Genomic DNA, 26,371 nt, shown 5'->3' on the forward strand with positions numbered 1-26,371 from the left:
CAAAAAACGACAAAGGGAGCCGAATGGCTCCCTTTTTAGATTCTTAGTTGATGACCGCCTTATTCGGCAGCTTCAGACTCCAGCATGCGGCCGCTGGCAATCTCAATTTTGCGGGCTTTCATCGCCTCAGGAATTTCACGTACCAGCTCAATGTTCAGCAGGCCATTTTCCAGATTGGCACCGGTTACAATCACATGGTCCGCCAGTTGGAAAGTGCGCTCAAAACCACGCTCAGCAATACCCTGATGCAGGTACTTGCGTTCAGTATCAGATTCTTTACGAACGCCTTTAATCAGCAGCTTTTCGCCTTCGCTGATGATATCCAACTCTTCCATTGAAAAACCGGCTACGGCCATAGTGATTCGGTAGCGGTTCTCGCCCAGCAGCTCGATATTGTATGGAGGGTAGCTGGAGTTACCATTGTTGGCTGCTGCATGCTCGGCGATACGTGCTAAACGATCAAAACCAATGGCGCTACGGAAAAGTGGAGAAAAATCATAATTACGCATAGTCATATCCTTTTATAAAGCAATATGTTGGAAACCTTTTTCGGTTTCAGAACCCGGGCCGAACCATTTCGCACCCGCTAAATTGACTGCCCCGAAGGCACAGTCGGTTGAGCCTCTCGCTCAATATAATAGATGAGGTCGCAGAATCAGCTTTCAAGAGAAAAGCCAAAATATTTTTATCGTGACCAGGTAACTGATTGAATAAATAGCATAAAAAAAGCAGCCCTGAGGCTGCTTCAAGTTTTATTGCTGTTTAGTTAGCAGCACAGGAGTTTACCTCAGCCCCATTCAGGGTGTAGGTCAGCTTGCCGGGGACAGGCTCAAAGTCAGCGGCATGAATATTCGGGTGCTTCACAAAGTATTCGCGCAGCACATCTGCGTCAGTGCGCTGGGTATCCATCACCTGAATTTTCGGATAGTCATCACCACCGGCAGCAGAGAAACTGATCACCGCAAAGCTGTAGCTGGCTTCCGGGTCGAATCCCTTGCCGGCAATGTCACTGATCTCCACCGACTGGGCATCACAGTCAACCGCCATGCTGATATTATTCAGCTGAGCATAACCGCCACCTGTCTTGGTTGCGACCACACTCAGGTACTCCTGTACTTCAGCACCTGTCATCGTCGCCTTGGTCACAAAGTTGCCAAATGGCTGTACTGTCAGTACATCACGGTAGGTTACGTCACCGGCCTGAATCGAAGCGCGTAAGCCGCCGGAGTTCATCACAGCAAAGTCAGCATTAACCAAATCAAAACTGCGATAGGCAGTGCCCAGCAGATGGCCAAGATTGGTTTGCTGAGTGCGTACCACATTGCGCTCACCATTCAGCAGGCCATCAGTGTGAGAAATCACCTCATCCAGCAACTCCTGGCCTTTGTTCTGATACTGGCTCAGGACTTCCTTCACCATAGGATCAGGCGCAATTGCCTCGCCCACAAGAACCTTATCACCGGCTTCATTTTTAACTTTGAGGTTAACCGGGATCAGTTCATAGCTGGCGAGATGCAGCTTACCGTTAAAGTATTCAAAGTCAGCACGACCCACATACTTGCCCCACTCATAGGCCTGCATGATCCAGGTGCCATTTTGCTGATCCGGAGTACAGTCATCTCCCGGGTTGAACTCAGCATAATCATTGGTGCCCGGCTCCATACAAACAGGGTTTTGCGAGTGTCCACCAAAGATAGCCTGGAGTTCACCCTGCTTCAGACCACGTGCCAGCTTAACGTCTCCCGGAGCTTCACTGCCGTGGTTACCGTCAGCGTAGTGCCCCATATGCGTCGTCGCGAATACCAGATCAACCTGCTCTTTAGCTTCAATCTCAGCCAGGGCTTTGGTGATCTCCTGCTGAGGATCGGCGAAGTGGATGCTCTGGATATTGTCCGGATTAACCAGATGAGCTGTATCCTTGGTGGTCAGACCGATAACAGCAATCTTTAGGCCATTAACCTCAAAAACACGGTAGGCATCAAACAGACGCTTGTCTGTCACCTTGCCATCACTGTCTTTCAGGTAAATGTTGGCGGCCAGCATAGGGAAGTCAGCCAAACCTGCCTGCATCTCGAGTACATCAAGAGCGTTATCAAACTCATGGTTACCCACTGCCATGGCGTCGTACCCAATCAGGTTCATACCGATAAAGTCAGGCACAGCATCCTGCATATCTGACTCAGGTACGCCGGTATTGATGTCACCGCCGGATAGCAGCAGAGTATCGCCACCCTGGGCAGCCACTTCATCACGAATGGAGTCGATCAGGGTTTTACGGGCAGCCATACCATATTCGCCGTCCTTGTTTTCCCAGAAGCGACCATGGTTGTCATTGGTGTGGAGAATGGTAAAACGGGTGCAGGCTTCGCCAGCTTCAGCACAAGTTGCCGGAGTGATTACGGTTTCAGATTCGCTGCAACCGGCTAATGCTGCCAGAACAGCAGACGCGATCAGGCCTTTGGCCAATTTGTTGGTCATATCCAACTCCATTTTATTATGGTACCAACGCCATTAATGGTCTGAACGATTCAGAACACTTCAAAAAGTGAGTTGAAGTACAGGGCGTCGCTGAACGGATAATGCCGATTAACAGTGACATACGCTCTGCGCGGGCCTCAAAGCTCCCGCTGAACCAAATCAACCACTAAATGAACTTGGTACAGGTAGGTATTTATTCCATCATCTTTTATTGCGACTGAAAGTCGCGGGTCGGAGTGTATCAATCAGTGGGATGATCACCTGCTTAATTAGTCCGCAGTTAACCAGTAGATCTTGATATATGGAGCTCAGTCACAGGATTGGGCCTGTCATCCTTGTGACCGGATGGCAAAACAGGAGTGAAATGTCCGACAGAAAAAGCGGCCAGGCAAACGTTAAAACGCGGATGAAGTCTTACGCAGTACAGTGCATGGAGCAAGTGTCGGTCTTCGCCCCTTCGTCTCCCGGGAGAGCATCAATATGGGAGCATTCAAGGAGCAATATTTACTGAAGCGCCAAGCACCAGGGGTTGAATAACCCGTTCACCACTATCAAGCAACAACTGCAGATGAATGGTCTCTCTGGCATGCTGCTGTTGATAATTCACCACGGGTCCAAAGTCATCCGGAGTGTTATCCAGATCAAAGTCCCATGACCAGGCATCAACCTGAATACCTTTTACAAAATAGGTCAGTTGATGAGCGTCCAGAGTCACGATACCACCAGGTACCTGTTCGCCCTGAACGCTGATACTTGCCAGCACCTTGTGTTGATGTGTCTCCTTAATCTCACGGTTAAGTTCATCCACAAACACCGTCAGCCCTTCAACCAATGCCTCCATCATCCAGACATGGCCCCCTGTCGCCAGCGCCACCAGAGAATATTCTGACCTGATGGCAACCGCTTTGGTGGGGTTTCGTTTTGTCGTCGCCAGAGATTCAGATTCTCCACTGACATCCAGCACCATCAAAGACTGTGGGCTGTAAGCATCCTTCACACTGTGTTTGTCGAACATGTCATCAGCAACAAAGTAAGCCAGCCTCGTAGACGTTTGAGAAGGGTTTCGGTAGGAAATTGAGGTATCCCGTCGCTCGACTACTGTGTGGATCACCACTCTTTGCTGTAACGCCCTGGCAGCCACATCCCGCCAATTCAGGAGCTGCTGCTCTGTCCTGAGCTCATCGGTTATCAGCAGTATATGAGCATTGGCCACTCCCCTGTCCAGCAACTCACTAATAGCGGCCAAACCATCTTCTTCATTGCCGCCGACGGGCAGTTGTGAGGCAGGCTCACTGAATGCAGTACCGAGAACGATTGATTGCTCCGACTCAGATGGGAAAGGCACCAATATGCTCCTGGATGGATAAATTCGTTGGGTATCTGCGGGAAATGAACGGTAAAACTGCTCCAGCAGAGCATCAAAAGGAGCGGCGATGCTGTCATAATTGGAGTTCATGGATGAAGAGGTATCCAGAATAATGTAGAGATTACCCGACTCTTCAGCCGCCGAAGGGGGAGAAGCCAAAGCCTGACTCCCGGAACTACCGGAAAATATCAAGGCCAGAATTACCGCAATCGCTCTGAACATATTCAGACTGCTCTCATTATCGATGCAAATACCCTGATCCAAGTTTCCCCACTTTGACTGGTGGAGCAATTACACTTTCAGGTGATATTCGTTCAATGGTCCGCTCACATTTTTTCCACTCCTGCACGAGCAAAATATTATGCGCAGGAGATAGTACTTTAGTCGAACCCCAATAATGCGCCCGAATTATCAAATCCAGAATTTAAGGTTATGAAACAGTAAATTTCATCAATTTCGGCTTCATCACAATTTTGCTAACTATCGCATTCCCCGAGATTTTTATTCATTTCCAATAGGAATGGCGGTCACTTTTCTGTTACATTGTCGACATCTTCACGTGCAACCATAATCACTATTAAGCCATGAAGCTGGAAAACCTGAATATAATCATCGCCGATGATCATCCCCTGTTCCGGAACGCACTTCGGCAGGCTCTGACCACCACATTTGGTGATACCCGTTGGTATGAGGCCGACTGTGCCGATGCCCTGCAGCAACTTCTGGATGCTGCAACAGACTATGATCTTGTGCTGTTGGATCTGCAAATGCCGGGCTCTCACGGTTACTCCACTCTTATCCATTTACGTGCCCACTACCCTGAGCTGCCTGTCGTTGTGGTCTCTGCCCATGAGGATGCCGCCACCATAAGTCGCGCCCTGCATTATGGCAGTGCCGGTTTTATCCCTAAATCAGCTTCGATGGAAACTCTGGCAGAAGCCCTTCACGCTGTGCTCTATGGTGATATCTGGCACCCGGAAGGGATTGAACTGCTTGAGATCGATGATAACAACCACGAGCAAATGGCCAACAAGCTGGCGGAGTTAACACCGCAACAATATAAAGTGCTGCAGATGTTCGCCGAGGGATTGCTCAACAAACAGATCGCCTATGATCTCGGCGTATCTGAGGCCACGATTAAGGCCCATGCCACTGCAATTTTCCGTAAACTTGGGGTACGCAACCGCACACAGGCAGTCATCGCCCTGCAGCAGTTGGAAATGGAAAAAACTGATATCAGCTGAGTTGAACCCTTTTCAGAAAAAACCGGCCACATCAGGCCGGTTTTTCATTGGATGATACCCAGCTCAATGCCAGATGATGTATGGCTCAACCCAATAGCTGCCCCAGCCAACCCGGCGACCTTTTTTGTTGTACCAATTGCTATCGCCCTCGGCCCATGCGGTCTCCTCACCAATAAAGAAGTTATAGGCTGGCACTGCGACCACGGTAATCTGCTGAGCAACTGCGCCGGCTTCATTTCGGCACAAGAGCACCAGGCCTTCAAAGCTGTCAGCTTGATAATCGCCGCCGTTGGCAATGGCCAACGCTACAATGGCAAGCGCATTGGCTTCATTCCAGCTGATGCCTCCGGCACCGCCTACAGGATTGGTGTCATCAGTCAGTTTCCATATCGCCCCCTGAATATCCTGCCAGGAGTACTGAGGGTACAGACTCCATTCCTGGTTCAATATCCAGGATACATAGCCAAGGTTTTGCTCCTGATCCACTATGCCCAGGTCAGGGTCATTGAGCGATCTCAGCTCACAATTGGTATAAGTAGTACCTGAGCGAATGGTGCGCCCCAAATCCATACACCAGGCGTTATAGGGGCCATCACCGTCAATGGTGGCATCAAAATAGGAATTATCCCCCGGGAAGTTAACCTCATAGGAGACTGTGCCGCCGATTGGAAAGCTGGATTGCTTACTTTCAGCGTGATACGCCACGTAATGATCAACAGCATTGACATCAATGGTGTAGGTATCACTCAGTGCGCAACCCAGCTCATGGGAATAAGGAAACTGTCCGGGTGCCGATGATGCGGGTTCAGTTTCACCAACATAAAGGTGAGATCTCGCCAAACACCAACCCACTTCTGTCACTGTCGCATTGACCACCAACTGTGTTCCCTGATAGTAGGTTTCAACCTCCCCGATTTGGTGGTGTTGACCTGCAAACAGTGGGCGTGTCGATGCCTCAGCCCATCCCACCAGCACACTGGTCAGCAATATCATTAATCCGATAATCGACTTCATTTTTTACCCCGTATTCTTGTCCGAAAGCAAAATGAACCTACGAGGAAGCAATTCCAATGCCGTTGCTAACTATCTGATTTTATTAAGCTGGCCAGTTTCTTTGTCTCACTTTTAAAACTCAATATCAGCCAATTGCTACACCAACTGATCTAACCTTCTGATTCCGTGCTTATTAAGCCAGTCTCAACATTGAGACAAACAAGATAATGAGCACTCCCACTAACCCGCCAAATGTCCTACAGACAAGAGCTGGTCAGCTTGTTAGCCTGCATCCAAGGCTTGGGTTCCGGCTGTTAAAAAAGACTGGCTTATACTGGAAAGAACCTGAGCGCGACCTGAATCAAATCATGCTTTGGCACTGGCGAATTCGACAAGACAAGGAACATACAATGAAGTCTTTTCTCCCCCTGATACTTTTCCTATTGATGTTGACCAGCTTTGCTGGCTGCGCCGAAACGCCTGCCAGGGAAACTCCTGCAGCGCCGGTTTGGAGTGAAGACACAGATATCGAAAGCTTCTGGCAGGGTTATGCTGACAGCAAAGGTGGGCTCACCTGGGGAATGTCGACTGAATATCCTGAGTACGACAAGGTCAGCGAAGGAGATACCCTGTTGATTCTGTTACCTCAGGGGCCTTGTTTAATGGAGTTTTTTCACAGTCGCTGGCGTCGGGCCAATGATGTCAGAAGATGGCATCCCTCAGTCAATGAGTTCGGTGGCTGCCCATATGTTTTTGATTGACAGGCAACCACATTTAAATGAGCCCTGCGTCATCGAAGCGACAAAAAAATTGCAAAGCAACAAACCTCAAAATACAGGAACCACTATGGACGTTCAGTCACTTGGACCATTAACCATTACCGGGCTTAAAACCCGCACTACGAACGCCAATGAAACCAATCCCCAGACAGCTGCCATTAAACCACTTTGGGAACGATTTTTTATGCAGGCCGGACAACAAATGGCGCCGAGTGACACATTTTACGGCATATACACTCACTATGAGTCTGACGTAAATGGTGAGTACGACCTGATAGTAGGCAGCCCATCCCTTTCCTCTTCATTTGCTGAAGATTCGGTTACCCATGAGATACCTCAGGGCAGATATCTGGTGTTCTCTGCCTGCGGCGAAATGCCCCAGACAGTAATCACACTGTGGCAGCAGATCTGGCAGTACTTCAGCGCAGCGGACTGCCCTCACACCCGGGCCTATACATCTGACTTCGAGTCTTATGTTATGAATGAAAGTCGGGTAGATATCGCCATCGCGCTGAAAGATTAACCCATCACATGCCAGGCCGCCCTATCTCCTTCATCAGTCAGGTTCGGGCTCATCCCTATCGGTTGTGCTGGCTGTTGGCGGGCATTCTCGCACTGACGGTATCGATGCTGATGTTATACGCAGCCTGGCAACATAATCCTCAGCAGGAGTTTCATAGCCCTGACCATATTAACTGGCGCTACTTATCTGTCCTGTTCGGTGCCTGGTATCTAGTGTGCTTAATAATCCTTGGGATGCTGTTTTCTGCCCTGACGCTTTTGCTGAGGCGGTTATTATGAATGAAAGCAAGTGATTGGCTATCCGGCAATACTTTAGCGCCGCGGACGGCCCTCACACCCGAGCCCATACCTCTGACTTCGGGTCTTATGTTATGAATGAAAGTCGGGTAGATATCGCCATCGCGCTGAAATCGTGAACCTGGGCGAAGCAGGGTTAAATCTGAGGCTTTCACTTCAGCCAGATTGTCATGTGAATTATCCTTCGCAGCCGGAACAGAAGATAAACGGACAACCATGAAGTTGTCGATTCGGTGAAAAGATATTCAATCTCGCAAGCCGAAACCAATGTCTTTCAGTCTTTATATCCAAGCCTGCTGACATATAAATATAAGGATGGGAAAAATGCACAAAAGCAGACTCTCTACTCTAGTCATTGATTGTCAGGTTGAAGATATAGAGCAAGCTAACCTGTTTTGGGAAGCCGCATTGGGGATGGCTTGTAACCGCTCTGAAGAGGAGTGGGCTGATCGATATTCAAGCCTTCAAACCAATGAAAGTCAGCCCCATATACTCATTCAAAAAGTCTCCCATGAGAGCCGTGTCCATCTGGATATTGAAACAGATAATATCGATGCTGAAGTAAAACGGTTGACTGAGTTGGGGGCTCAGGTGGTTAAACGCCTGGAGCGATGGGTCGTGATGCAGGCCCCCACAGGACACAGATTTTGCGTGGTGAACCCTCAACGGACTGATTTTGACACAGCTTCCGATGTGAACCAGTGGCCAGATAACGACTGAAGCTACCTTCAGCACTTAAAGGGAAGATGTGCTCTGGCCTTATCCAGATAGCGTTGAGTCATCTCCCCCTCCTGCTGACAAAAGCCCTCTACGGCATCCCTGAATTCAGCGCGGGCAATCCAGTGGGATGAGTGCACGGCTACCGGCTCAAAGCCACGGGTCAGCTTGTGCTCGCCCTGAGCACCGGCATTAAACACTTGCAGGCCATTGGCAATACAGTATTCGATTCCCTGGTAATAGCAGAGCTCAAAGTGCAGGCCCGGAATATCCTCCAGCGCGCCCCAATAACGACCATAGAGATGAGTACTGTCTTTAAAGTAAAGCGCCGATGCCACCACCTCTCCATCACGACTGGCCTGCAAGATAAGCGTGTTGTCTGGGCACGCGTCACTTAGCCCTGCGAAAAACTCCCGGGACAAATAGCCCTGATGCCCGGAGCGCTTTAAATAGGTAACCCGATAACAGTCCCACATCAATTGCCAGTCCCGGGCACTCATCTGTTCGGGGCAAAGCCAACGGCACTCAATACCGGCCTGAGTGACGGACAACCGTTCTTTGCGCAGTGTTTTTCGGCGAGATGAGCGAAATCGCGACAGGAAATGTTCAAAGCTGGAGTAGCGATCTCCTTCATTGTCACGGTTAAACCAGTGAAACTGTGGGGTGATACGGCAGGATATCGAGTCACCGGACAAGGGTTCGGAATGGCAAAGGAGGTGCCAGGATGAACATTGATGTTCAAGGCTCCACTGACTGAGAAAGTGAAATATCTCCCCTTGAATTTGTTCCTTTATCTCCTCACTTACGTCTGCCGAGATAGCTTTCCTCGGACCGGAAACCGGTGTAAAAGGTACGGCTGAGACCAACTTGGGGTAGTAATCCAGACCGTAACGCTCATAGGCTTCGGCCCAGCTCCAGTCGAAGATATATTCACCATAGGAGTGGTATTTCAGGTACAAAGGCATTGCGGCCAGCACCCGTCCCTCTTGCTCCACCAGCAGATGCCTGGGGAGCCAACCGAATTGCCCGCCGACGCTGCCGCTGTCTTCCAGTAATTTTAAAAAGGCATGGCTCACAAATGGGTTGTCCGCTGAGCCTGAATTAAAAAGCGCATCCCAGATTTCAGCATCTACTTCACCCATTGATTCTACCAGCCTGATACTGAAAGACATTTTCCCTTTCCCTGTGTTCCTGATGACCATCACTGTCTGCCCCACTCTATCGAGCTATTGCATTTACGAAGGGACAGCGGCACATTGTTCAAAAATATTACAAAATTAAAGCAAGCATAAGGAATCTGTGTGCCTACTCTCAATCACTTCTTGCCCAAACACCTGGGCCGTAAATCTCTGTTGAGCCTGCTCAGCCTGTCTATTCCCTTTGCTGCCAGCGCCAATACCGGCTCGGTATCAGTCTTACCTCTGAGCCTGGGCAATCAAGCCATCTTCAGCTATCAGGCAACGGCTCAACCCGAGTGGGCCCAAAATGGCATGGTCGCCAGCCAGGAAGCGGTCGCCACTCAGGTTGGGGTAGACATACTGAAGCAGGGAGGCAATGCAGTGGATGCGGCAGTAGCCGTTGGTTTTGCCTTGGCAGTCACCCTGCCCAGAGCCGGCAACATTGGTGGTGGTGGCTTTATGCTGTATCACTCACCGGACAAAGCGGTTAGCACGGCCATTGATTACAGGGAGATGGCACCAGCAAAAGCCCATAAAGACATTTTTCTGAATGACAATGGTGACGTTAACCCCAGGCTGTCCAAGTTTCACGGGCTGGCCGTTGGAGTACCGGGCACAGTTGCAGGGTTTGAGCTGGCGCTGGATAAGTATGGCACCATGAGTCTGGCTGAAGTGATCGCACCGGCTATCAAGCTGGCAGAAGATGGCATCATCGTCACCCCGGATCTCGCCAGTTCCCTTGCCGGTTTAAGTAAACGTATGCAGCAGTGGCCAAGTACTGCCCGTATTTTCTACAAAGCTGATGGCAGTAACTATCAGCCGGGCGATCTGCTTAAGCAGCCTGAATTGGCAGAGTCACTAAAACGTATCGCCAAACAGGGCAGTAAAGGTTTCTATGAAGGAGAAACCGCACAGAAACTGGTGACCGCAGTCAATCAGGCCGGTGGCATCATGTCTCTGGATGATATGAAGAACTACAGGGCAGTAGAGCGCACACCAGTGTCCGGCACTTACAGAGGTCGCACCGTGCTGTCCATGCCACCGCCATCATCCGGCGGCGTCCATATCGTGCAGATGCTGAACATTCTGGAAAATTTCCCGCTGGCAGAATCCGGACATAACAGTGCCGAAACCCTGCACCTGATGGCGGAAACCATGAAGCTGGCCTATGCCGATCGCAGTGAGTATCTGGGCGACCCGGACTTCTACCCTGTGCCAGTGACAAAACTCACAGATAAATCCTACGCCGCGCGCCTGGCCGCCTCCATTAACCCGGATAAAGCAAGACCCAGCGCGGATATTAAGCCCGGCGCTCTGCTGGATAAAGAAAGCCCGCAAACCACCCACTACTCAGTGGTGGACAAATGGGGCAATGCTGTTTCCAACACCTATACATTGAACTTCAGCTATGGCTCGGGCCTGGTTGCTGAAGGAACCGGTATTCTGCTGAACAACGAGATGGATGACTTTTCAGCCAAACCTGGCGTGCCCAACGGCTTTGGCCTGGTTGGTGGTGAAGCCAATGCTGTCGAGGGTGGCAAACGTCCGCTGAGTTCAATGAGTCCAACCATAGTGCTGGAAGGTAACCAGCCCTGGTTGGTTACCGGCAGTCCGGGGGGCTCCCGCATTATCAATACCACGCTGCAGATGATTCTGGGCACTGTGGATTTTGACCTGAATGTTGCGGAAGCTACCAATGCGCCCAGAGTGCATCACCAGTGGCTGCCGGGTCAGCTGAGGGTTGAGCGCAGCCTGAGTCCGGACACCATCAGGTTACTGAAAGAGAAAGGCCATAACGTTGAGGTGAAAAACGCCATCGGCTCCACCCAGAGCATAATGAAAACCGAATCAGGGCTTTACGGCGAGTCAGATCCAAGACGTTCCGGCTCAGCAACTCTGGGTTACTAACCGGGATTTTCCCCAACTGAAATCAACAGGGTCGGCGTGTCCGGCCCTTTTGTTTTGTTACATTTCCCTGGTTGCCATTTAGTGATCTCATTGGCGTTGCAGTGCCATTTTGTGATAAATAACACAACCTAAGCATGACTTCAGCGGAGCCAATGCAACATAGCTGGCGTCAATGCAACAGAAAACAATATGGAAGCAAGCAAGGGAAAACGACTATGAAGGGATTAACCCTCAAACCACTGGTGTCTGCAATGGCACTGGCTCTTACCCTCAGCGCCTGTGGCGGTGATGAAAAACCTCAAACTCAGGCAGCTGCCGAAACCAAAAAGCCAGCGGCTGAGCAGCAAGCAGAGAATGTTCAGGTAGCTGCAGCTAACCCATTCTTTGAAGAGTACAACACCACCCACGGCATTCCTGATTTTGCCGTTATCAAAACTGAGCACTATCTGCCAGCATTTAAAGAGGGGATTGCCCTTCAAAGGCAGGAAGTACAGGCGATCGCCGATAACCCAGAAGCCCCAACTTTTGCCAATACCATCGAAGCGCTTGAGCGCAGCGGTCAACTGGTAAGCAAAGTGGCCAGCGTGTTTTATAACCTGACCAGCGCAGACACCAACGAAGAACTGCAGGCTATTTCCAAGGAAGTGGGCCCAATGCTCTCTTCCGCCCGTGACGATGTCATGCTGAATGACAAACTCTTCCAGCGTGTTAAAGCCGTTTACGATCAGCAGGACAAGCTGGATTTGAACACTGCCCAGGCCAAACTGCTGGAAGACACCTACAAGTCTTTCACCCGTGGCGGCGCAAACCTGAACGAAGAGCAAAAAGCCAAACTGCGTGACCTGAACGAAAAGCTCGGCAAGCTGAGCCTGGAATTCGGTGACAACCTGTTGGCTGAAACCAATGCATTTGAACTGGTTATCGACAACAAAGAAAATCTGGCCGGTCTGCCCCAGGACGTGATTGATCAGGCTGCAGCGACTGCTGCCAAGCGTGGCCATGAAGGCAAGTGGGTCTTTACCACTCACCGCCCTTCTATCACACCTTTCCTGACCTATGCAGAAAACCGTGACCTGCGTGAACAGCTGTTCAATGGCTATATTGAGCGCGGTAACAATGGTAATGCCAACGACAACAAAGAGATCCTGGCCAAGATGGCGGCCCTGCGCGCCGAAAAAGCTGCGCTGATGGGTTACCCAACCCACGCTCACTTCGTGCTGGAAGAGCGCACCGCCAAGACGCCTGAAAATGTCTATGAGCTGCTGAACAAGGTTTGGCCCGCAGCATTGGATCAGGCCCGCGCCGAAGTGGCTGAAATGCAGAAGCTGATTGATGCCGAAGGCAAAGACTTTAAACTGCAGGCATGGGACTGGTGGTATTACGCCGACAAGATCCGTGTCGCCAAGTACTCCTTTAACGAGCAGGACACCCGTCCTTACTTCTCACTGGAAAACACCATTGAAGGCGTGTTCTACACAGCCAACAAGCTGTTTGGTATCACTGCCAAGGAGCGCACTGATCTGCCCAAGTACCACGAAGATGTCCGCACCTGGGAAATCTACGACAAAGACGGCAGCCTGATGGCAATCTTCTTCGGTGATTACTTTGTTCGCGACAGCAAGCGTGGTGGCGCCTGGATGAACGACTATCGTTCCCAGGAAAAAGTCGACGGTGAGAATGTTATCCCTGTCGTGGTTAACGTACTTAACTACACCCGTGCCCCTGAAGGTGAGCCAACACTGCTGACCTTTGACGAAGCCAGCACCCTGTTCCACGAATTCGGTCACGCCCTGCACGGCATGATGTCTGATGTGACTTACCGTTCTCAGTCCGGTACTTCTGTCCCCCGCGACTATGTGGAGTTCCCATCTCAGGTGATGGAGAACTGGATGACTGAGCCGGAAGTACTGGCCCAGTTTGCCAAGCATCATGAAACAGGTGAAGTGATCCCACAGGAGCTGGTTAAGAAGATTCAGGCTGCCAGCAAGTTCAATCAGGGCTTTGCCACTGTAGAATACCTGGCTGCAACCAAGCTGGATCTGGACTGGCACACTCTGACAGACACCAAGCCACAGGATGCTGCCAAATTTGAAGCTGAATCCCTGGCCAACATGGGTCTGATTGAGGAGATCGCACCACGCTATCGCAGCACCTATTTCGCGCACATCTTCTCAGGCGGATACTCAGCCGGTTACTACAGCTATATCTGGTCTGATATTCTCGGTGCCGACGCCTATGAAGCCTTTAAAGAAAAAGGCATCTTTGACAAGGCCACTGCTGATGCCTTCAGAAGCACGGTACTGTCTCAGGGTGGTAGTCAGGACCCGATGCAGCTCTACAAAGAGTTCCGTGGCAAAGAAGCAGGCATTGAGCCTCTGCTGCGTGCCAAAGGTCTGCTGAAAGACTAATCCCTGCTCCACAAAAAAGCCGGCATGTTTGCCGGCTTTTTTATTTTCAATAACAGTGCGTTAAAACGTATTCATTTGGCAGCCTGTTGCTGCTTTATGTAACTCTTCATGGAAGGCACTACAGTGGCTGGGTCCAATCGCATCTGATACCAGTTAATCCGCCAGTCCAGATGTGGTCCTGTTGAACGACCGGTACTGCCCACCTCAGCCACAACCTCACCCTGTTTCACCTCAGTTCCTACGGGCACCAATAGCTTACTCAGGTGCAGGAAAGTGGAGCTGACACCAAAACCGTGATCAATGATCACAGTGCCGCCGGAATAAAACATATCCGGAACCGACAGCGTGATCACACCGTCTGCCGGCGCGACCACCTTGGTGCCCCTGGGCGCGGCGATATCTATACCGTAATGGGGACGGCCCGACACATCGTTATATACCCGCTGGCTGCCATAAACTCCGCTGATGCGGCCTGTCACCGGCCAGATAAAGTCCTGACTGAAGTCCAGACGCTGTGAATCCGTGTCTCTGGCAGCCCTGACCTGAGCAGAGTCCTGTTTGGCGCGGGCAACATCTTCAGGCTTGGGCTGCATAATCTTTTTGGCAATGCCTTCAATACGCTGAATGCGATAGTCCTGCTTACCTATCGCCAGCTTCACTGTTTCCCTGCTGCCATCGGCATGGGTCAACTGCAGGATCTGCTCACCTGTCGCATCCCTGTCAAAACCAAAGGCCAGCTTTCCCTCTTTACTGACATTCAAAGGTTTTCCATCCAGAGATACCTGAGTGCCTGCCGCAACCTGAGCCCGGATTAAAGCCCCTTGTTTCAGCTCACCCTGAAGCTTAATCCCTGCCGTGTCCGCAACACTGACCTGAGACACACCAGCCAGCAGACAAAGGCCCAGTATCGACCATCTTTTATCCATTCTACTTTCCTGCAGCTATTCACGTGCAGCCCTTGCTGCACATCCCCAAAAGAAAAGGCCCTCACCCAATGGTGAAGGCCTGAATTCAATTTAATCGGCGACGGCCACTTTGGCTGAGGCGATTGCCCCTTTGCCAACACCTTCATAGGCTATGACCTTGAACTCGACGCCAGGTTCCGCTTTGGCCAGCTCACCGGAAATATATCCAGCCAACAACTCGACCGTAGTGTCATGGGGGATCATCTCAGTAACGGCCCTGGGAATGGCCAGCTGAAAGCGTCCCTGAGGCGCGGTGTAATCAAATCCCCAATGGCTGTCAGCGCTGATATTCAGGCCCGCAGACAGGTTCAGGCTCTCCAGTTCGGCCTGATCTTCTGCGGTGCCCAGGTAAATATCCTGCCAGCGCTTTGCCCATGTGGCTTCAAGCTCAGGGGCTGGCGCCGAATCGCGGAAAATCTTAATTGGACTGCGGTGACCATGGGCGATTCGCTGGCAATTACCATCATGCTTTTTCAGCCCATGGCTGTAATGGTAATAAGGGGTTTCCAGCTGCTCATTGCGCAATGTCAGGCTGATATGCTCCACATTGCCCGGCAACACATGGGTCAGGGCATCAATCAAAAAACGATTAACGCTGTCAAAATCTATGGTTTGGGTATCGATAAGCGCAAACGCCTGCTCAGGGCAGTACATGTGCATAGAGCCAACGCGGGAATCAAAATCCAGCCGGACCATCTCATCCTGGGACTCCAGGCTTACGGCGTCATTAAGTACTGGCACCAGCAAACGATGATCACAAACCTCATCTATGGTGTGCTTAATGGAACGTTTCACCTTGGCGAAATCCAGCACCATGTTCTGATCGTCAAGTCCGCCATCCAGCAGTACATCAACAATCCAGCTCTCACCAACCATGCCGCGGATCGGGCACAAATAGGAAAAATCTATGACGGTTAAATCATTGACAAAGAGTTGCATTTTTACTCCAGTGCAGAGAAACAGTCTGCATCATTAAATGTCTGTCCCCGGCCCCGGCTGACATCCGGCGGGGTAGTTGTCGGCTATTCTAATTCATTGTTCCCATTGGGGCGACCTGAGACGGGAAAAAGCTTGATAGTTAGGGTCTGTTGACCTTTGAAGATGGTTTTTACAGCACTTTGTCGTTGTTTTATACAAAGCAATGCGATTGCGGTGTAGTTGTTCTACATAAATGAGCGTTAATGCAGTAGAAAGCGACGACAAACGCTGCCCGAAGGGCTCGGCTATACGCGCTTTACTCTTTGTTGCAAGGTATTTGCTTAGGCCCGCTAGGCGGCACACCTTGCGTCGCGATTAAAACACGTCTATCTCGAGCAAAATTCAACCATGAAAGGTCAATAGACCCTAGTCAGTTTATGACATTGGCCGTCTCTTTGACCTTATTGTCACAGTAAAGCCATGACCACTGATGTTACTTAAGTTATTCTGTTCGGGCTTATTTAATTCCCAAGGATAAATTGCGTGACCAAACCTTTTAAAGCTGAGCCGAGACACTGGATCCTCATCTTTGCTCTGTTTGTTGCGGCCTATGCCTGTTACCTGCTGATTGCCCCCTATCTGGGTTCTATTGTGCTGGGCTTTATTGTGTCCCTGCTGTTTTTGCCGATTCACAATCTGATTCAAAAGCGTATGCCAAACAGCCCGAATATGGCCTCAGTGCTCTCCTGCACCCTACTGACCTTTATTGTGCTTATTCCTCTGTTTGTAGTGTTTATTGCTATTGCCAATCAGGGACTCACTTTCTTCAACAGCGCCTACCAATGGCTGGTCAGCGGCGAAGCCAAAGAGTTGCTGCATCACCCCTGGGTGCACAGCCTGATCGCCTTTGTCGATAAGTGGCTGCCCTTCGACAGTATCAACCCACAGGAGCTGATCCAGAAAGCGGCGACGGCCGCCACCAATATCAGTACCGAACTGGTCGCCCTCAGCACCCAGTTCCTGGGGGATATTACCGGGGTCATGGTGGACTTCTCTCTGATGCTGTTCGTGCTGTTTTTCTTCCTGCGGGATAACGACAAGCTGATTGATGCCCTGCGTCATGTGGTGCCACTGTCCCGCAGTCAGGAAGATCAGATATTTCATGAAATCGAGCAAGTGGCCAAATCAGCGGTATTGGGCTCCTTCCTGACCGCAGTCGCTCAAGGCATCGCAGGTGGTATTGCCATGGCGCTGGCTGGATTCCCAGGCCTGTTCTGGGGCTCTATGATGGCCTTCGCCTCCTTCATTCCATTCGTGGGCACAGCGCTGATCTGGTTGCCTGCGGCGCTTTACCTCGCATTGACCGGAGATTGGGGCTGGGCTGCCTTCCTGGCTATCTGGGGGGTTGTAGTGGTGGGTTCCATTGATAACTTCCTCAGACCTTTGCTGATGCAGGGCGACTCTGGCATGAATACCCTGATGCTGTTCTTCTCTTTGCTGGGAGGTCTGCAGCTGTTCGGTCTTATCGGTTTGATTTACGGCCCGATTATCTTTGCCGTCACTCTGGTGCTGTTCCGTCTTTATGAGGCTGAATTCAAGGACTTCCTTGAACAACAGGACAGTCAGTAACAGCCACAAGCTAAAAAGCCCTGCAATGCAGGGCTTTTATATCTGGGTCACATTACACTGACATACCGTAAATAACCAACTCCTCCTCAAACAGAGGGTCTTTCACGACATCTTTGCGAATAAACTTCATCCCCAACTTTTCCATAATCCGGGTAGACGCCTGGTTTTCTTCCTCAGCAATAGCGCACAGTGTTGTGACTTCAACCTGTCTGGAAAGCGCATCAGCGACAGCCCGGGCGGCCTCGGTTGCTATTCCTTTCCCCCAGCTTGAGCGCTTGAAGCGCCAACCCAGTTCAAGATTATGATGCTCAGGATTGTCACTGAAAAACGCCCAGGGACGCACCAGTATCCAACCATAGTATTCGCCGGAGGCAGTGTCGGTGACCTTCCAGATCCCCCAGCCTTTTTCAGGATTGCGGTACTTCGCCATCCTCGGCATCAATACCTCTTCAATCATCTGCATGCTGGAGGTCTTCCCCCCTGTGATATAGCGCATCACTTCAGGGTCCTGATCCAGGTCATACATATCCTGCTTATGCTCTTGGTTATGCTCCGGATCAAACAGTTCAAAACTCAATCTGTCTGATGGAGGTACAACCAAGCCTTGCTGTTCAGACATCTCCCTATCGGCCATATAACCTCCCTTTATGATTCGCTTTGTTACTTATCGTTCGTATTTTCCCTGATTAAGGAGTTCTAATTTAGCCCACAAAAAAGCCGCTGACTACAGCGGCTTTTCGTTACTGGCTGACCGAGTTACTCGCCTTTCAGGCGACGGTCCAGTTGATCTTTCAGGTTGGCAGGAACGCCTTTAATCAACAGAGTGTCAGACACAGGGTCGTAGATCACACGCTCACCCAGGTGACCACCGTCAAAGCTCACTGTCACCCCACCACCAGTGCCTGAAAACTTCTTCAGTTGGCGCAGTGTGGACTTGTCTGCAGGGAACTCTTCATCCAGCTCATAATCACCGCCGGTGGCAAAGTCATAGAAAGAGTCCATCCCTGAATCGGCCAGCTCATCAGCCAGGTCTTTCAGTTGGATATCATTGCCCGAGTCAAATTTTTCAGAGCAGAACTCAAACACCTTGTCACGACACTGCTGGCGTTCCTCTTTGGTCAGCTCGCTGCCGGCAACAAAGTCTTCTACGGCATTCATCAGACTTTTGTTCTGAACCTTGGGGTTTACACCCTCAACACACCCCATAAAGTCCAGGAAGAAATCGGCCACTTTACGACCAGCACGACCACGGATAAAGGAGATATATTTACGGGACTCTTTGTCCTGTTGCCACTCGGTCAAATCGATACGGGCAGCCAGCTGCATATTGGACAGATCCAACGAGTTCACCTGGGTCAGTTCCATATCATCCAGTACTGTCATAGATGACTTGGCGTTCAGCAGTGCCACAAACAGATAGTCAGAGGCCAGTGCTGTGTAGCTGGCCAGCAGCAGAAAACCACCCTGACTGAAGTCATATTTACCCAGCTCTTCCTGCAGCAATTTACCCGCTTCGGCCGAAAACTCAACAAAGCCCATTTCATTGCTGCGGTAGCGGTTCAGCGCCTCTGAAAATGCCGGATTGGCTTCACCGTCATCGCCATGAACCCCAAAGAAACCAAAGCCCTTGCCGCCTTTACTTGTGTATGTGCTGTGCAGCTCTTCCAGCATGGCCTCAACTGCGGCCCCATTCAGCAGAGGCTGCGGACGCAGACGACAGTTCAGCTGACCGTCGCTGTTTTGTGCGATTTCATGAATAATCGCCTGGTCTATTTGAATACTCATAAGCCCTGATAGTGATACTGTAGGAAATCCGCTATTATATGCCGCTAATCCTTTCCTTTGTGAATCATTTTTTATATGGCTATCCAATCAAAATACACTAACACCCAAGTTGAATCCCTGATCGCTGAGTTATTGATGGTACTGGAAAAACACCAGGCACCGACTGACCTGAGCCTGATGGTACTGGGCAACTGTGTGTCTCACCTGCTGGAAACCAAAGTAGGCGACAAATCCCGTGCTGACGTTGCAGCCCAATTTGCCCGCGCACTGGAGCAATCTGTTAAAAAATAACGCCTCTCTGTATAACAGGGAAGAATAAAAGTAAGATACACAGGAACTTCGGGAAACAACGCGACAATATGGTAGAGCGACAAAAGCAGATGAGCCGGGACAAGATCTCCCGCTTGGTGAACTGGGGCCACTGGTTTGCTTTCTTCAATGGTATTTTGGCCATGTTGATAGGCAGCCGTTATCTGGACAGCATAGGTTATCCCGACTCCGTCATAGGCTGGGGTTATCTGGCTATCAGCACCATAGGTCACTTCAGTTTTCTTGCCTTTATGGTGTATCTGGTTTTTCTGTTTCCTATCAGTACCCTGCTGCCCTACTCCAAAATTTTGCGGGGCTATGCGGCACTGGTGGCAACCGCCAGCCTGTGTATCTTGCTTTATGACACCATAGTCTTTGACGACTATGGTATGCACCTCAGCCCCTTTGCCTTCGACCTGGCCTGGGCTGACTTGAGTGCGCTGCTGCACGGCACCTCTTATATAGCCACTCCAATTGCCATACTGGCGATTGAGCTCACCGCAGCCAATTTCATTTGGAAACGAATCGACAAAATCCAGAAAAAGCACTGGGGCCCGAAAGTCGTTGCCTTTGTGGGACTCTGTTTTGTTTCCAGCCACCTTATCCATATCTGGGCCGATGCCAAAGATATCACCCAAATCACCCGATTCGACGACACTTATCCTTTGTCCTATCCGGCCACAGCGAAAACCTTTATCGCCCGACATGGCCTGGAAACCCAAAAGCCAAAGGCTGAGATCAGCAATGTGACCACACTGCATTACCCCAAGTCACCATTGCAATGCAGTGCAGATGAGCACCCTAATGTGCTGATAATCGCCATCGACAGTCTGAGATATGACATGGTGACCAAAGAGACCATGCCATTCCTGACCCAGTATGCTGCGCAAAATCAGCAGTTCAGCCATCACCTGAGTGGGGGTAACCACTATGCATCCGGAATGTTCTCTTTGCTTTATGGCTTACAGGGCAGCTATCAAGACGCAGTAGACTTTAACGTCACCTCGCCACTGCTGACACAGACATTCAAACAATCCGGCTATGAAATGGGACTGTTTATCAGTCAGTCCGATCTGGACGAAGTGCAACCAGCAGCCATGATGCAGGACTTTACCCCGACCACAGCCAACGACAAAGACAGCAACGCCGGGGCAGATATTCAGTTAACCGGCGCATTTGAGCAGTGGCAACAAACGCAAACTGCGCCTTGGTTTGCCCTGTTGGATCTTAAATCCCCTGAAAACTATGACACCCCAATTGGCTTTCTGGGTGTTGAAACCATTAAGGCGCCGGAAGGCATGAAACCGGCAGAGCGAGTGCTGTTCAACCAGTACCGTCAGTCCCTTAACTTTATCGATAAGTTGCTGGCAGAGACCCTGGCTAACTTGCCTGAAGATACTCTGGTGGTCATTACCGGTATCAAGGGTAAGGTATTTACCAGTAACAGCTCTGAAGCGCGTCAGGACCTCTCCCCTGCCAATGTCCGTGTGCCTATGATTATTCACTGGCCTGAGGGCAAACAGGGCAATATTCAGTACCGAACCACTCATGCGGGATTGGTACCAACCCTGATGACTCAGGTACTTGGCTGTACCAATCCACCCACAGACTACAGTGCCGGTCGTCACCTGCTGCATCCGGACGACCAGAAATGGAACTATGTGGGTGACAACAAGGTGTTTGCCATCTATCAGCCTGACGAAATTACCGTGATCAATCGTCATGGCCAGTACTATATCTATGATGTGGACTATCAGCAGAAGTTAAAGAAAAAGCTGAGCGCGCCTGAGTTAATCCAGGTGATGCGTGAAAGCCGACGCCTTTATAAAGAGTAAGGCTGCAAGCCTGTAGATGAGCCAAAGTTAACTTGCACGATTAGAAACTAATCAAACAGTTAACTTTATCTATCAGAGCACTTGCCATGCCCACCTCAGCTTGTTAAAGTTCGCCACATCGGAACGGCAATTGATGTTGTCGACCGGTTTGTCTCGGTATGTAGCGCAGCCTGGTAGCGCACTGTCATGGGGTGTCAGGGGTCGGAGGTTCGAATCCTCTCATACCGACCAAATTCAGCGGAAAGGCCTAATCGTAAGATTAGGCCTTTTTGTCATTTGTAGATTTGAAAGCCCAAGAGCGGATGGGGTATCAGGGGCCATCGGCCGAGTGTCGGACCATCGCATCCCTCACACCGACCCAATTCAACGGAAAAGCTCAGCAGAAATGCTGAGCTTTTTTGTTATGGTTGCCTTTAAAATCAAAAGCGAATGGGGTGTCAGCGGCCATCGGCCGGAATCCCGGACGATCGAATCCCACATACCGACCAAATTCTAGAACGGAAAAGCCCGTAGTCTTAAAGACTTACGGGCTTTTTTGTTTCTACCCATTTTTATCCACAGGGTCAAAAGGGGGTCAAAAGGGGGTCAAACCCTGTCGCAAAACACCCCGACCTATCACCCTAATTCTGCCCTTCTTCTATTAGAAAATCTCATAACCATTTCTTCCAATAGATCGCGGTAAAACTTCCCGTATCCTAAGAGGTTAGCCCGAGATCAGTCCATCCCCCTCGAAAACCGTCAGGAGAGCTCCATGCATATCATCATTATGCTTGTTCTGATCATCGTTGGTTACATGGCCGGTACCAAAATCAGCTGGCTACTAGGGTTGCCAATCATGGCCCTGGGCGCTTTAGCAGCAACGCTTATGGGCTCTACCCGATGGCGACATGAACAGGAGGACATTTGGATATTGCTGGGGTTGCTGTCGATGGTTGGTGTCGTGGTCGCGGCGATCTTTGGGCTGTGATGGTGATGAAAGTATCCCTTGCCTCAAAGTTGCTTTCGCTGTGCATGGCACGGTTTCTTTGAGTGGAAATATTTAATAACCCATAAACTCAGTGTCTTAGGGCGCTTTGAAATGTAGATAACAGGCGACAGGCAGGCAGATAATGTGCTGGCACGCTTTTGCTCAAAGTTTAATCTGGACTTATGTTGCCAAATTGCTAAATAATCATTCAAAACAGTGGCACGGTTTTCACTGGTCTGATGTGACAAACGAGCATGCACACTATACAAATGTTATATGCTTTAGGGAAGTCTGCGAATGAGAATAGTGGAGAGGATTTGGAAGTGGCTTCTAATTCTAGGAGCACCTTTTTTCTTTTGCTCGGTTTTTGAAATACTAATTCTAACAGCGATTAACGGACCTCAAATGCTGTTCTTTTCCCTTATGCACGGAGCGTATGGGCCGCTTACCTATATAATTTTGCCATCGGCACTTTTTTATGCATTGTCACTTATCGCGTCTATCCTCGCGATTATAATGCTAGCAATTCCAAAATTTCGTCCAACTGTTACTCTCGGCAAGCACTTATACGCGGGATCGGTGTATATTATTAATGGCGTGCTTTTGGCCACATACAATGATTGGGCATACTTCATATTGCCAAAAAGCACATAACAAGCGGCAGCAGTCGGATTCGGCAAAAGCTGTCACTAAATTTGCATTCGCAAATTTACCGCCAGTTTTACCTCGCCGCTGTGCCGGGCGTTAGCTTCAACGGAGGATAAATGGACTATTCACGTTACTCTATACAGGAATTACAAGAAAGCTTAAACAGCATTGATGAAGATGCGTATCCTGACAGGTATCAAAAACTACTGGCAGAATTTGAAGCTAGAAAAGAAGAAGTTGAACAGCACCGGGAGGATGAAGAAGAGAAGTTCTATGTCACTGTAAATAGTCGACTAAATATTCTTGCTTGGCTCCAGATTATCACGTGTCTCGGGTTTATATATGCTGGAGTGACTAACCTATTTGACCAATTTACATTCTTTAACCTTGCGATATTTTTGGGAACATCCGTACTAAATGGGCTGGCTGGTTATTTACTGCTCAAACGAATTAAGCTAGGCTTTCACTTATCTTTTTTCAATCAGATAGCTCAGTTGTTTGCGTTTAATTTGGGTTTCATATATTACTCATATTCAGGTTTAGGGTATTTGATGGTTGTTATACAGGATGGTATTGCACTAAAAGCTTCAACTCTCAGCCCTTCATTCCAATTTTTATGGGGGAGTAATCTAGGTCTTGGTGTCGGCCTAGATTTAGTGGCACTTTTCTTTATTTACTTGTTGAACACCTGTCGTAATGACGATCAAATATGGAAAAGCTAACAAACAAAGTCATCGGAAAACCACTCGCTGGGCGTCGCCCAGAACGCTTGCGTTTTCCGTTGCTTTGAAGCGTTAGGCTCTGAATGAGGCGTTAGACTCTTGGGAGAACAATGAGAAAAATAGCAACCTTGGCACTTTTATTACTAATCACCATGAATGGTAATGCTCGAGAAACTAAAGACATGTATGCATTTGATCGCAAGGCTTTAGAAATTGAAGATAATTGGAGCGCAAAAGAAATTGGCTATAAAGACTCTGAATTAATCACATTATTCAGAAAAAATATCGGTGCATCAGAGATTTCTGGACATCCCAAACTCAATAATTTGATATATCTTACCGTTTCTTATATCCCGGATAACGAACAAGGATTCCCTTCAAAAGAAGATTACAAAAAAATAAGTAATTTTGAAGATATCGCTGTTCTAAATATAGAGCTTGAGTCCGATTCGATTCATGTGGCCAGCGTTCTAAAAAATGGGATATATGACTTTCTATTCTACGTTAGTAATCCAGATAGATTCGTTGAATCTGTAAACAATAATAACTCCAAAATTAAGTCATTTAGGATTGATCTAGAGCTGGCTAACGATCCCAAATGGGAAACCTATCATGACTTCCCCTAATAGAGAAAATAAGCCTAACAAGCAGCAACGGACTGTCAATCCGTGACTCTCCGACCATGCCCCAGCTCTCCCCCAAACCTTGCAACCAAACCTTGCAACCAAACCTTGCAACCAAACTAGACTGGACAACATCGCCCACCCCGAGCAATACTTAGTGAAAAATTAAGCGCGCATATCGTCGGTACCAGGTGAACAAGGCTCATGCACACTATACAAATGTTATAGCAATAGGCCATGAAGATAAACTTAGAATCAGTGGAAACTGAAAAGGACCTCCATAAAATCTTAGCGAGCAGCTTTGAATTTCCCGATTTTTATGGAAATAATTGGGATGCATTTTGGGATGCAATAACGGGTCTGGTAGAAATCCCAAAGGAAGTTGAATTTGTTGGATCACTACATCTTCAGGCTACGATCCCTGATGCATATGAGCACCTAAAGAAATGCCTAACGGAGCTTAATCAAGAATATCCGGAATTAGGGTGTAGCGTACAGTGGCGCTAAAAAGCGATAACAAGCGCAGGCTGTCGGAACGCCTTTCCGCTACTTCGTCGCTACAAGTCGTCCGCAGCTGCGGGCGTTGCATCACCACGAGTCCAAAGTAACTATCGTCCCTGCCCCAACCACTCCCCGATACAAACTCCCCGCTCTCCCCCCACCTTGCAACCAAACCAGCCTGGACAACATCGCCCACCCCGAGCGATACTTGGTGAAAAATCAAGCGCGCATATCGTCGGTACTAAGTGAACAACGAGCATGCGCACGATACAAATCGTTAAGTGTTTCGGATAAATCGTGAGTATTGAGAGTGTAAAAAGCCTTGCCACTGAAATGGTAAGTGATATTAGAAACAATCAAATGAACAGGTATGCAGACTCGCTGTCGGCAGCCGTTGTAATGCTCGATGATCCAGCAACAAAAATTAAAGCATTAGAAAAAATAGAGAGTATGTGCCATGTCAAAGCATATGGAGACCTCTTTTTAGAAACACTGCCTGGTTTTGAGTGGCCAACAAAGGTTAGCAAGCTACGTTCGCTATGCCAAAAACAGCTTTCAGGTGGCTAAATGCAGTCAATACTTAACAAGGTTCAGCAACGGACATCCGGCCGCTGTGCGCGGCGTTTATATGCACAAGGAATCTGATGAAACAATTTTCGGTTGTGAAAATTAAGTCTCTTCATCGAGAATTTAAGCATAGCGAAAATAGCTTTGGCTCTAGGGTTCCACGCGTAGGTGACGTTGCAACAATAATCGATGTTTATGATGGTGCCTTTGACTTAGAGTGCAGCGACCAAAATGGTTTAACTCTTTGGTTAGAGTTGTTTGAAGCCAAGGATGCTGATTTAGAGTTAGTATGCACATAACAAACAATGATAGGCCGCACGCAGCCGCCTATCCATGCCCTGCCACACCCAATACCCCCCCCACTCTCCCACACACCTTACAATCATACCCGCCTGGACAACATCGTCCATCCCGAGCGATACTTGGCGAAAAATTAAGCGCTAATATCATCGATACTAGGCGACCAATGAGTATGCGCACGATACAAATGTTAGCTGCCACTAGGAGAAAAGTTTGGGTTTCAATATCAATGGAAAAGAGCCGAATATTGTTGGTAAATTATGTAAATCGTTGTATTTAATTCAGCAACAAGAAGGTGATACTGTTACTGACCCAGCTAACATGGCTTACTTTAACTTTGATGGCAAATGGTTCAAGTTGTGTTTCGATGGTGAAACCATTTTCTGGAGAGAAAACGAATCACCTAGTGAACCAATAAATCAGGATCTGGCTTGCTGTCTTGTTTTGCTAAATCTTAGCGAACTCCAAGGCGTAGTAGGCCAAAGATTAGAGAGAATTGAATATAGTTGTGATCATGAGTCCGTTTCAGCAAAACTAACATTCAACAGCGGCAAGTTTTTGAGATTAACACATAACGGATTCGATGATTATACCAGCATCAGCAGCTAACGAGGCGCAGTAACGGACTGTCAATCCCTAACACTCTTGCACCACCCCAAGTAGACCAGGCTTTAGAGTTTAGGTACCTTGTAAGACCGCAATATATAAATGT

At 49.2% G+C, this 26,371-nt stretch carries 25 protein-coding genes and 1 tRNA gene; 17 read left to right on the forward strand and 9 right to left on the reverse strand.

Features of this window, described 5'->3' with window-relative positions; all coding sequences use genetic code 11:
• Positions 1-59: 59 nt before the first annotated feature.
• The 3 genes from ACFOE0_RS09815 to ACFOE0_RS09825 form a co-directional block, all read right to left on the reverse strand.
• Positions 60-509: an Hsp20 family protein gene (locus tag ACFOE0_RS09815; protein ID WP_115139013.1), complete on the reverse strand. Its 450-nt coding sequence runs from the start codon at positions 507-509 to the stop codon at positions 60-62.
• A gap of 253 nt (positions 510-762) precedes the next feature.
• Positions 763-2,478 carry a bifunctional UDP-sugar hydrolase/5'-nucleotidase UshA gene (ushA, locus tag ACFOE0_RS09820; protein WP_248935706.1) on the reverse strand — a complete coding sequence of 572 codons (1,716 nt, stop codon included), beginning with the start codon at positions 2,476-2,478 and terminating at the stop codon, positions 763-765.
• Between the two features lie 490 nt (positions 2,479-2,968).
• Positions 2,969-4,066, reverse strand: a complete 1,098-nt coding sequence (locus ACFOE0_RS09825) for a hypothetical protein (protein WP_248935707.1) — start codon at positions 4,064-4,066, stop codon at positions 2,969-2,971.
• A 362-nt stretch (positions 4,067-4,428) separates the two neighbouring features.
• Between ACFOE0_RS09825 and ACFOE0_RS09830 the strand changes: the two genes are divergently transcribed.
• Positions 4,429-5,088: a response regulator transcription factor gene (locus tag ACFOE0_RS09830; protein WP_115139016.1), complete on the forward strand. Its 660-nt coding sequence runs from the start codon at positions 4,429-4,431 to the stop codon at positions 5,086-5,088.
• Positions 5,089-5,151: 63 nt separating this feature from the next.
• Here the strand turns inward: ACFOE0_RS09830 and ACFOE0_RS09835 are convergent, their stop codons facing one another.
• Positions 5,152-6,102 carry a hypothetical protein gene (locus tag ACFOE0_RS09835; protein WP_248935708.1) on the reverse strand — a complete coding sequence of 317 codons (951 nt, stop codon included), beginning with the start codon at positions 6,100-6,102 and terminating at the stop codon, positions 5,152-5,154.
• Positions 6,103-6,491: 389 nt separating this feature from the next.
• Between ACFOE0_RS09835 and ACFOE0_RS09840 the strand changes: the two genes are divergently transcribed.
• From ACFOE0_RS09840 to ACFOE0_RS09850, 3 genes are all read left to right on the forward strand, one after another.
• Positions 6,492-6,842 (forward strand): hypothetical protein, encoded by a 351-nt coding sequence (locus ACFOE0_RS09840; RefSeq protein WP_248935709.1) that lies wholly within the window; start codon positions 6,492-6,494, stop codon positions 6,840-6,842.
• 85 nt (positions 6,843-6,927) lie between these two features.
• Entirely contained in the window at positions 6,928-7,383 is a 456-nt protein-coding gene (locus ACFOE0_RS09845) for a GyrI-like domain-containing protein (protein ID WP_248935710.1), read from the forward strand.
• A gap of 620 nt (positions 7,384-8,003) precedes the next feature.
• The gene (locus tag ACFOE0_RS09850; RefSeq protein ID WP_248935711.1) at positions 8,004-8,399 is read left to right on the forward strand and encodes a VOC family protein; all 396 of its coding nucleotides are present in this window, start codon (positions 8,004-8,006) and stop codon (positions 8,397-8,399) included.
• Between the two features lie 8 nt (positions 8,400-8,407).
• Here ACFOE0_RS09850 and ACFOE0_RS09855 read toward each other — a convergent pair whose 3' ends face one another.
• Complete coding sequence (locus tag ACFOE0_RS09855) at positions 8,408-9,568, reverse strand: GNAT family N-acetyltransferase (protein ID WP_248935712.1); 1,161 nt, start codon at positions 9,566-9,568, stop codon at positions 8,408-8,410.
• Between the two features lie 129 nt (positions 9,569-9,697).
• Here ACFOE0_RS09855 and ggt point away from each other — a divergent pair, with 129 nt between their 5' ends.
• Both ggt and ACFOE0_RS09865 read left to right on the forward strand, forming a co-directional pair.
• The gene (gene ggt, locus ACFOE0_RS09860) at positions 9,698-11,482 is read left to right on the forward strand and encodes a gamma-glutamyltransferase (RefSeq protein WP_248935713.1); all 1,785 of its coding nucleotides are present in this window, start codon (positions 9,698-9,700) and stop codon (positions 11,480-11,482) included.
• A 215-nt stretch (positions 11,483-11,697) separates the two neighbouring features.
• Positions 11,698-13,890, forward strand: a complete 2,193-nt coding sequence (locus ACFOE0_RS09865) for a M3 family metallopeptidase (protein ID WP_248935714.1) — start codon at positions 11,698-11,700, stop codon at positions 13,888-13,890.
• A gap of 71 nt (positions 13,891-13,961) precedes the next feature.
• On the opposite strand, the gene ACFOE0_RS09870 is transcribed toward ACFOE0_RS09865, so the two are convergent.
• Positions 13,962-14,816, reverse strand: coding sequence for a M23 family metallopeptidase (locus ACFOE0_RS09870; RefSeq protein ID WP_248935715.1), 855 nt, complete (start codon positions 14,814-14,816; stop codon positions 13,962-13,964).
• A gap of 90 nt (positions 14,817-14,906) precedes the next feature.
• A complete protein-coding gene (locus tag ACFOE0_RS09875) occupies positions 14,907-15,794 on the reverse strand; it encodes a 6-carboxytetrahydropterin synthase (protein WP_115138502.1) in 888 nt (295 codons plus the stop codon).
• A 522-nt stretch (positions 15,795-16,316) separates the two neighbouring features.
• Here ACFOE0_RS09875 and ACFOE0_RS09880 point away from each other — a divergent pair.
• The gene (locus ACFOE0_RS09880) at positions 16,317-17,402 is read left to right on the forward strand and encodes an AI-2E family transporter (protein ID WP_248935717.1); all 1,086 of its coding nucleotides are present in this window, start codon (positions 16,317-16,319) and stop codon (positions 17,400-17,402) included.
• Positions 17,403-17,454: 52 nt separating this feature from the next.
• Here ACFOE0_RS09880 and ACFOE0_RS09885 read toward each other — a convergent pair whose 3' ends face one another.
• The gene (locus ACFOE0_RS09885; RefSeq protein ID WP_248935718.1) at positions 17,455-18,036 is read right to left on the reverse strand and encodes a GNAT family N-acetyltransferase; all 582 of its coding nucleotides are present in this window, start codon (positions 18,034-18,036) and stop codon (positions 17,455-17,457) included.
• A 122-nt stretch (positions 18,037-18,158) separates the two neighbouring features.
• Positions 18,159-19,187: a nucleoid-associated protein YejK gene (gene yejK, locus ACFOE0_RS09890; protein WP_115138504.1), complete on the reverse strand. Its 1,029-nt coding sequence runs from the start codon at positions 19,185-19,187 to the stop codon at positions 18,159-18,161.
• 75 nt (positions 19,188-19,262) lie between these two features.
• Between yejK and ACFOE0_RS09895 the strand changes: the two genes are divergently transcribed.
• The 10 genes from ACFOE0_RS09895 to ACFOE0_RS09940 all read left to right on the forward strand — a co-directional run bounded on the left by ACFOE0_RS09895 (position 19,263) and on the right by ACFOE0_RS09940 (position 26,268).
• Entirely contained in the window at positions 19,263-19,478 is a 216-nt protein-coding gene (locus tag ACFOE0_RS09895) for a YejL family protein (protein WP_248935719.1), read from the forward strand.
• A 68-nt stretch (positions 19,479-19,546) separates the two neighbouring features.
• The gene (locus tag ACFOE0_RS09900) at positions 19,547-21,331 is read left to right on the forward strand and encodes a DUF3413 domain-containing protein (RefSeq protein WP_248935720.1); all 1,785 of its coding nucleotides are present in this window, start codon (positions 19,547-19,549) and stop codon (positions 21,329-21,331) included.
• 154 nt (positions 21,332-21,485) lie between these two features.
• Positions 21,486-21,562, forward strand: a tRNA-Pro gene (locus ACFOE0_RS09905).
• Positions 21,563-22,082: 520 nt separating this feature from the next.
• Positions 22,083-22,298, forward strand: a complete 216-nt coding sequence (locus ACFOE0_RS09910; protein ID WP_248935721.1) for a hypothetical protein — start codon at positions 22,083-22,085, stop codon at positions 22,296-22,298.
• 764 nt (positions 22,299-23,062) lie between these two features.
• Positions 23,063-23,668 (forward strand): hypothetical protein, encoded by a 606-nt coding sequence (locus ACFOE0_RS09915; RefSeq protein WP_248935722.1) that lies wholly within the window; start codon positions 23,063-23,065, stop codon positions 23,666-23,668.
• A 110-nt stretch (positions 23,669-23,778) separates the two neighbouring features.
• On the forward strand, positions 23,779-24,294 hold the full coding sequence (locus tag ACFOE0_RS09920; RefSeq protein ID WP_248935723.1) for a DUF695 domain-containing protein: 516 nt from the start codon (positions 23,779-23,781) through the stop codon (positions 24,292-24,294).
• 234 nt (positions 24,295-24,528) lie between these two features.
• Complete coding sequence (locus tag ACFOE0_RS09925; RefSeq protein WP_248935724.1) at positions 24,529-24,798, forward strand: barstar family protein; 270 nt, start codon at positions 24,529-24,531, stop codon at positions 24,796-24,798.
• 291 nt (positions 24,799-25,089) lie between these two features.
• Positions 25,090-25,359 carry a M13 family metallopeptidase gene (locus ACFOE0_RS09930; RefSeq protein ID WP_248935725.1) on the forward strand — a complete coding sequence of 90 codons (270 nt, stop codon included), beginning with the start codon at positions 25,090-25,092 and terminating at the stop codon, positions 25,357-25,359.
• Between the two features lie 77 nt (positions 25,360-25,436).
• On the forward strand, positions 25,437-25,658 hold the full coding sequence (locus tag ACFOE0_RS09935) for a hypothetical protein (protein WP_248935726.1): 222 nt from the start codon (positions 25,437-25,439) through the stop codon (positions 25,656-25,658).
• Positions 25,659-25,872: 214 nt separating this feature from the next.
• Positions 25,873-26,268: a hypothetical protein gene (locus ACFOE0_RS09940; protein WP_248935727.1), complete on the forward strand. Its 396-nt coding sequence runs from the start codon at positions 25,873-25,875 to the stop codon at positions 26,266-26,268.
• The last annotated feature ends 103 nt before the right edge of the window (positions 26,269-26,371 follow it).

The organism is Shewanella submarina, from assembly GCF_042646185.1.
GTDB lineage: Bacteria > Pseudomonadota > Gammaproteobacteria > Enterobacterales > Shewanellaceae > Shewanella > Shewanella corallii.

Coding starts and splice junctions, on each gene's coding strand:
- ACFOE0_RS09835 (WP_248935708.1), bottom strand. CDS start 6,102: ATGAAGTCGATTATCGGATTAATGATATTGCTGACCAGTGTGCTGGTG.
- ACFOE0_RS09850 (WP_248935711.1), top strand. CDS start 8,004: ATGCACAAAAGCAGACTCTCTACTCTAGTCATTGATTGTCAGGTTGAA.
- ACFOE0_RS09840 (WP_248935709.1), top strand. CDS start 6,492: ATGAAGTCTTTTCTCCCCCTGATACTTTTCCTATTGATGTTGACCAGC.
- ACFOE0_RS09910 (WP_248935721.1), top strand. CDS start 22,083: ATGCATATCATCATTATGCTTGTTCTGATCATCGTTGGTTACATGGCC.
- ACFOE0_RS09875 (WP_115138502.1), bottom strand. CDS start 15,794: ATGCAACTCTTTGTCAATGATTTAACCGTCATAGATTTTTCCTATTTG.
- ushA (WP_248935706.1), bottom strand. CDS start 2,478: ATGACCAACAAATTGGCCAAAGGCCTGATCGCGTCTGCTGTTCTGGCA.
- ACFOE0_RS09830 (WP_115139016.1), top strand. CDS start 4,429: ATGAAGCTGGAAAACCTGAATATAATCATCGCCGATGATCATCCCCTG.
- ACFOE0_RS09915 (WP_248935722.1), top strand. CDS start 23,063: ATGGACTATTCACGTTACTCTATACAGGAATTACAAGAAAGCTTAAAC.
- ACFOE0_RS09895 (WP_248935719.1), top strand. CDS start 19,263: ATGGCTATCCAATCAAAATACACTAACACCCAAGTTGAATCCCTGATC.
- ACFOE0_RS09935 (WP_248935726.1), top strand. CDS start 25,437: ATGAAACAATTTTCGGTTGTGAAAATTAAGTCTCTTCATCGAGAATTT.
- ACFOE0_RS09845 (WP_248935710.1), top strand. CDS start 6,928: ATGGACGTTCAGTCACTTGGACCATTAACCATTACCGGGCTTAAAACC.
- ACFOE0_RS09855 (WP_248935712.1), bottom strand. CDS start 9,568: ATGTCTTTCAGTATCAGGCTGGTAGAATCAATGGGTGAAGTAGATGCT.
- ACFOE0_RS09900 (WP_248935720.1), top strand. CDS start 19,547: ATGGTAGAGCGACAAAAGCAGATGAGCCGGGACAAGATCTCCCGCTTG.
- yejK (WP_115138504.1), bottom strand. CDS start 19,187: ATGAGTATTCAAATAGACCAGGCGATTATTCATGAAATCGCACAAAAC.
- ACFOE0_RS09865 (WP_248935714.1), top strand. CDS start 11,698: ATGAAGGGATTAACCCTCAAACCACTGGTGTCTGCAATGGCACTGGCT.
- ACFOE0_RS09815 (WP_115139013.1), bottom strand. CDS start 509: ATGCGTAATTATGATTTTTCTCCACTTTTCCGTAGCGCCATTGGTTTT.
- ACFOE0_RS09920 (WP_248935723.1), top strand. CDS start 23,779: ATGAGAAAAATAGCAACCTTGGCACTTTTATTACTAATCACCATGAAT.
- ACFOE0_RS09870 (WP_248935715.1), bottom strand. CDS start 14,816: ATGGATAAAAGATGGTCGATACTGGGCCTTTGTCTGCTGGCTGGTGTG.
- ACFOE0_RS09925 (WP_248935724.1), top strand. CDS start 24,529: ATGAAGATAAACTTAGAATCAGTGGAAACTGAAAAGGACCTCCATAAA.
- ACFOE0_RS09885 (WP_248935718.1), bottom strand. CDS start 18,036: ATGGCCGATAGGGAGATGTCTGAACAGCAAGGCTTGGTTGTACCTCCA.
- ACFOE0_RS09825 (WP_248935707.1), bottom strand. CDS start 4,066: ATGTTCAGAGCGATTGCGGTAATTCTGGCCTTGATATTTTCCGGTAGT.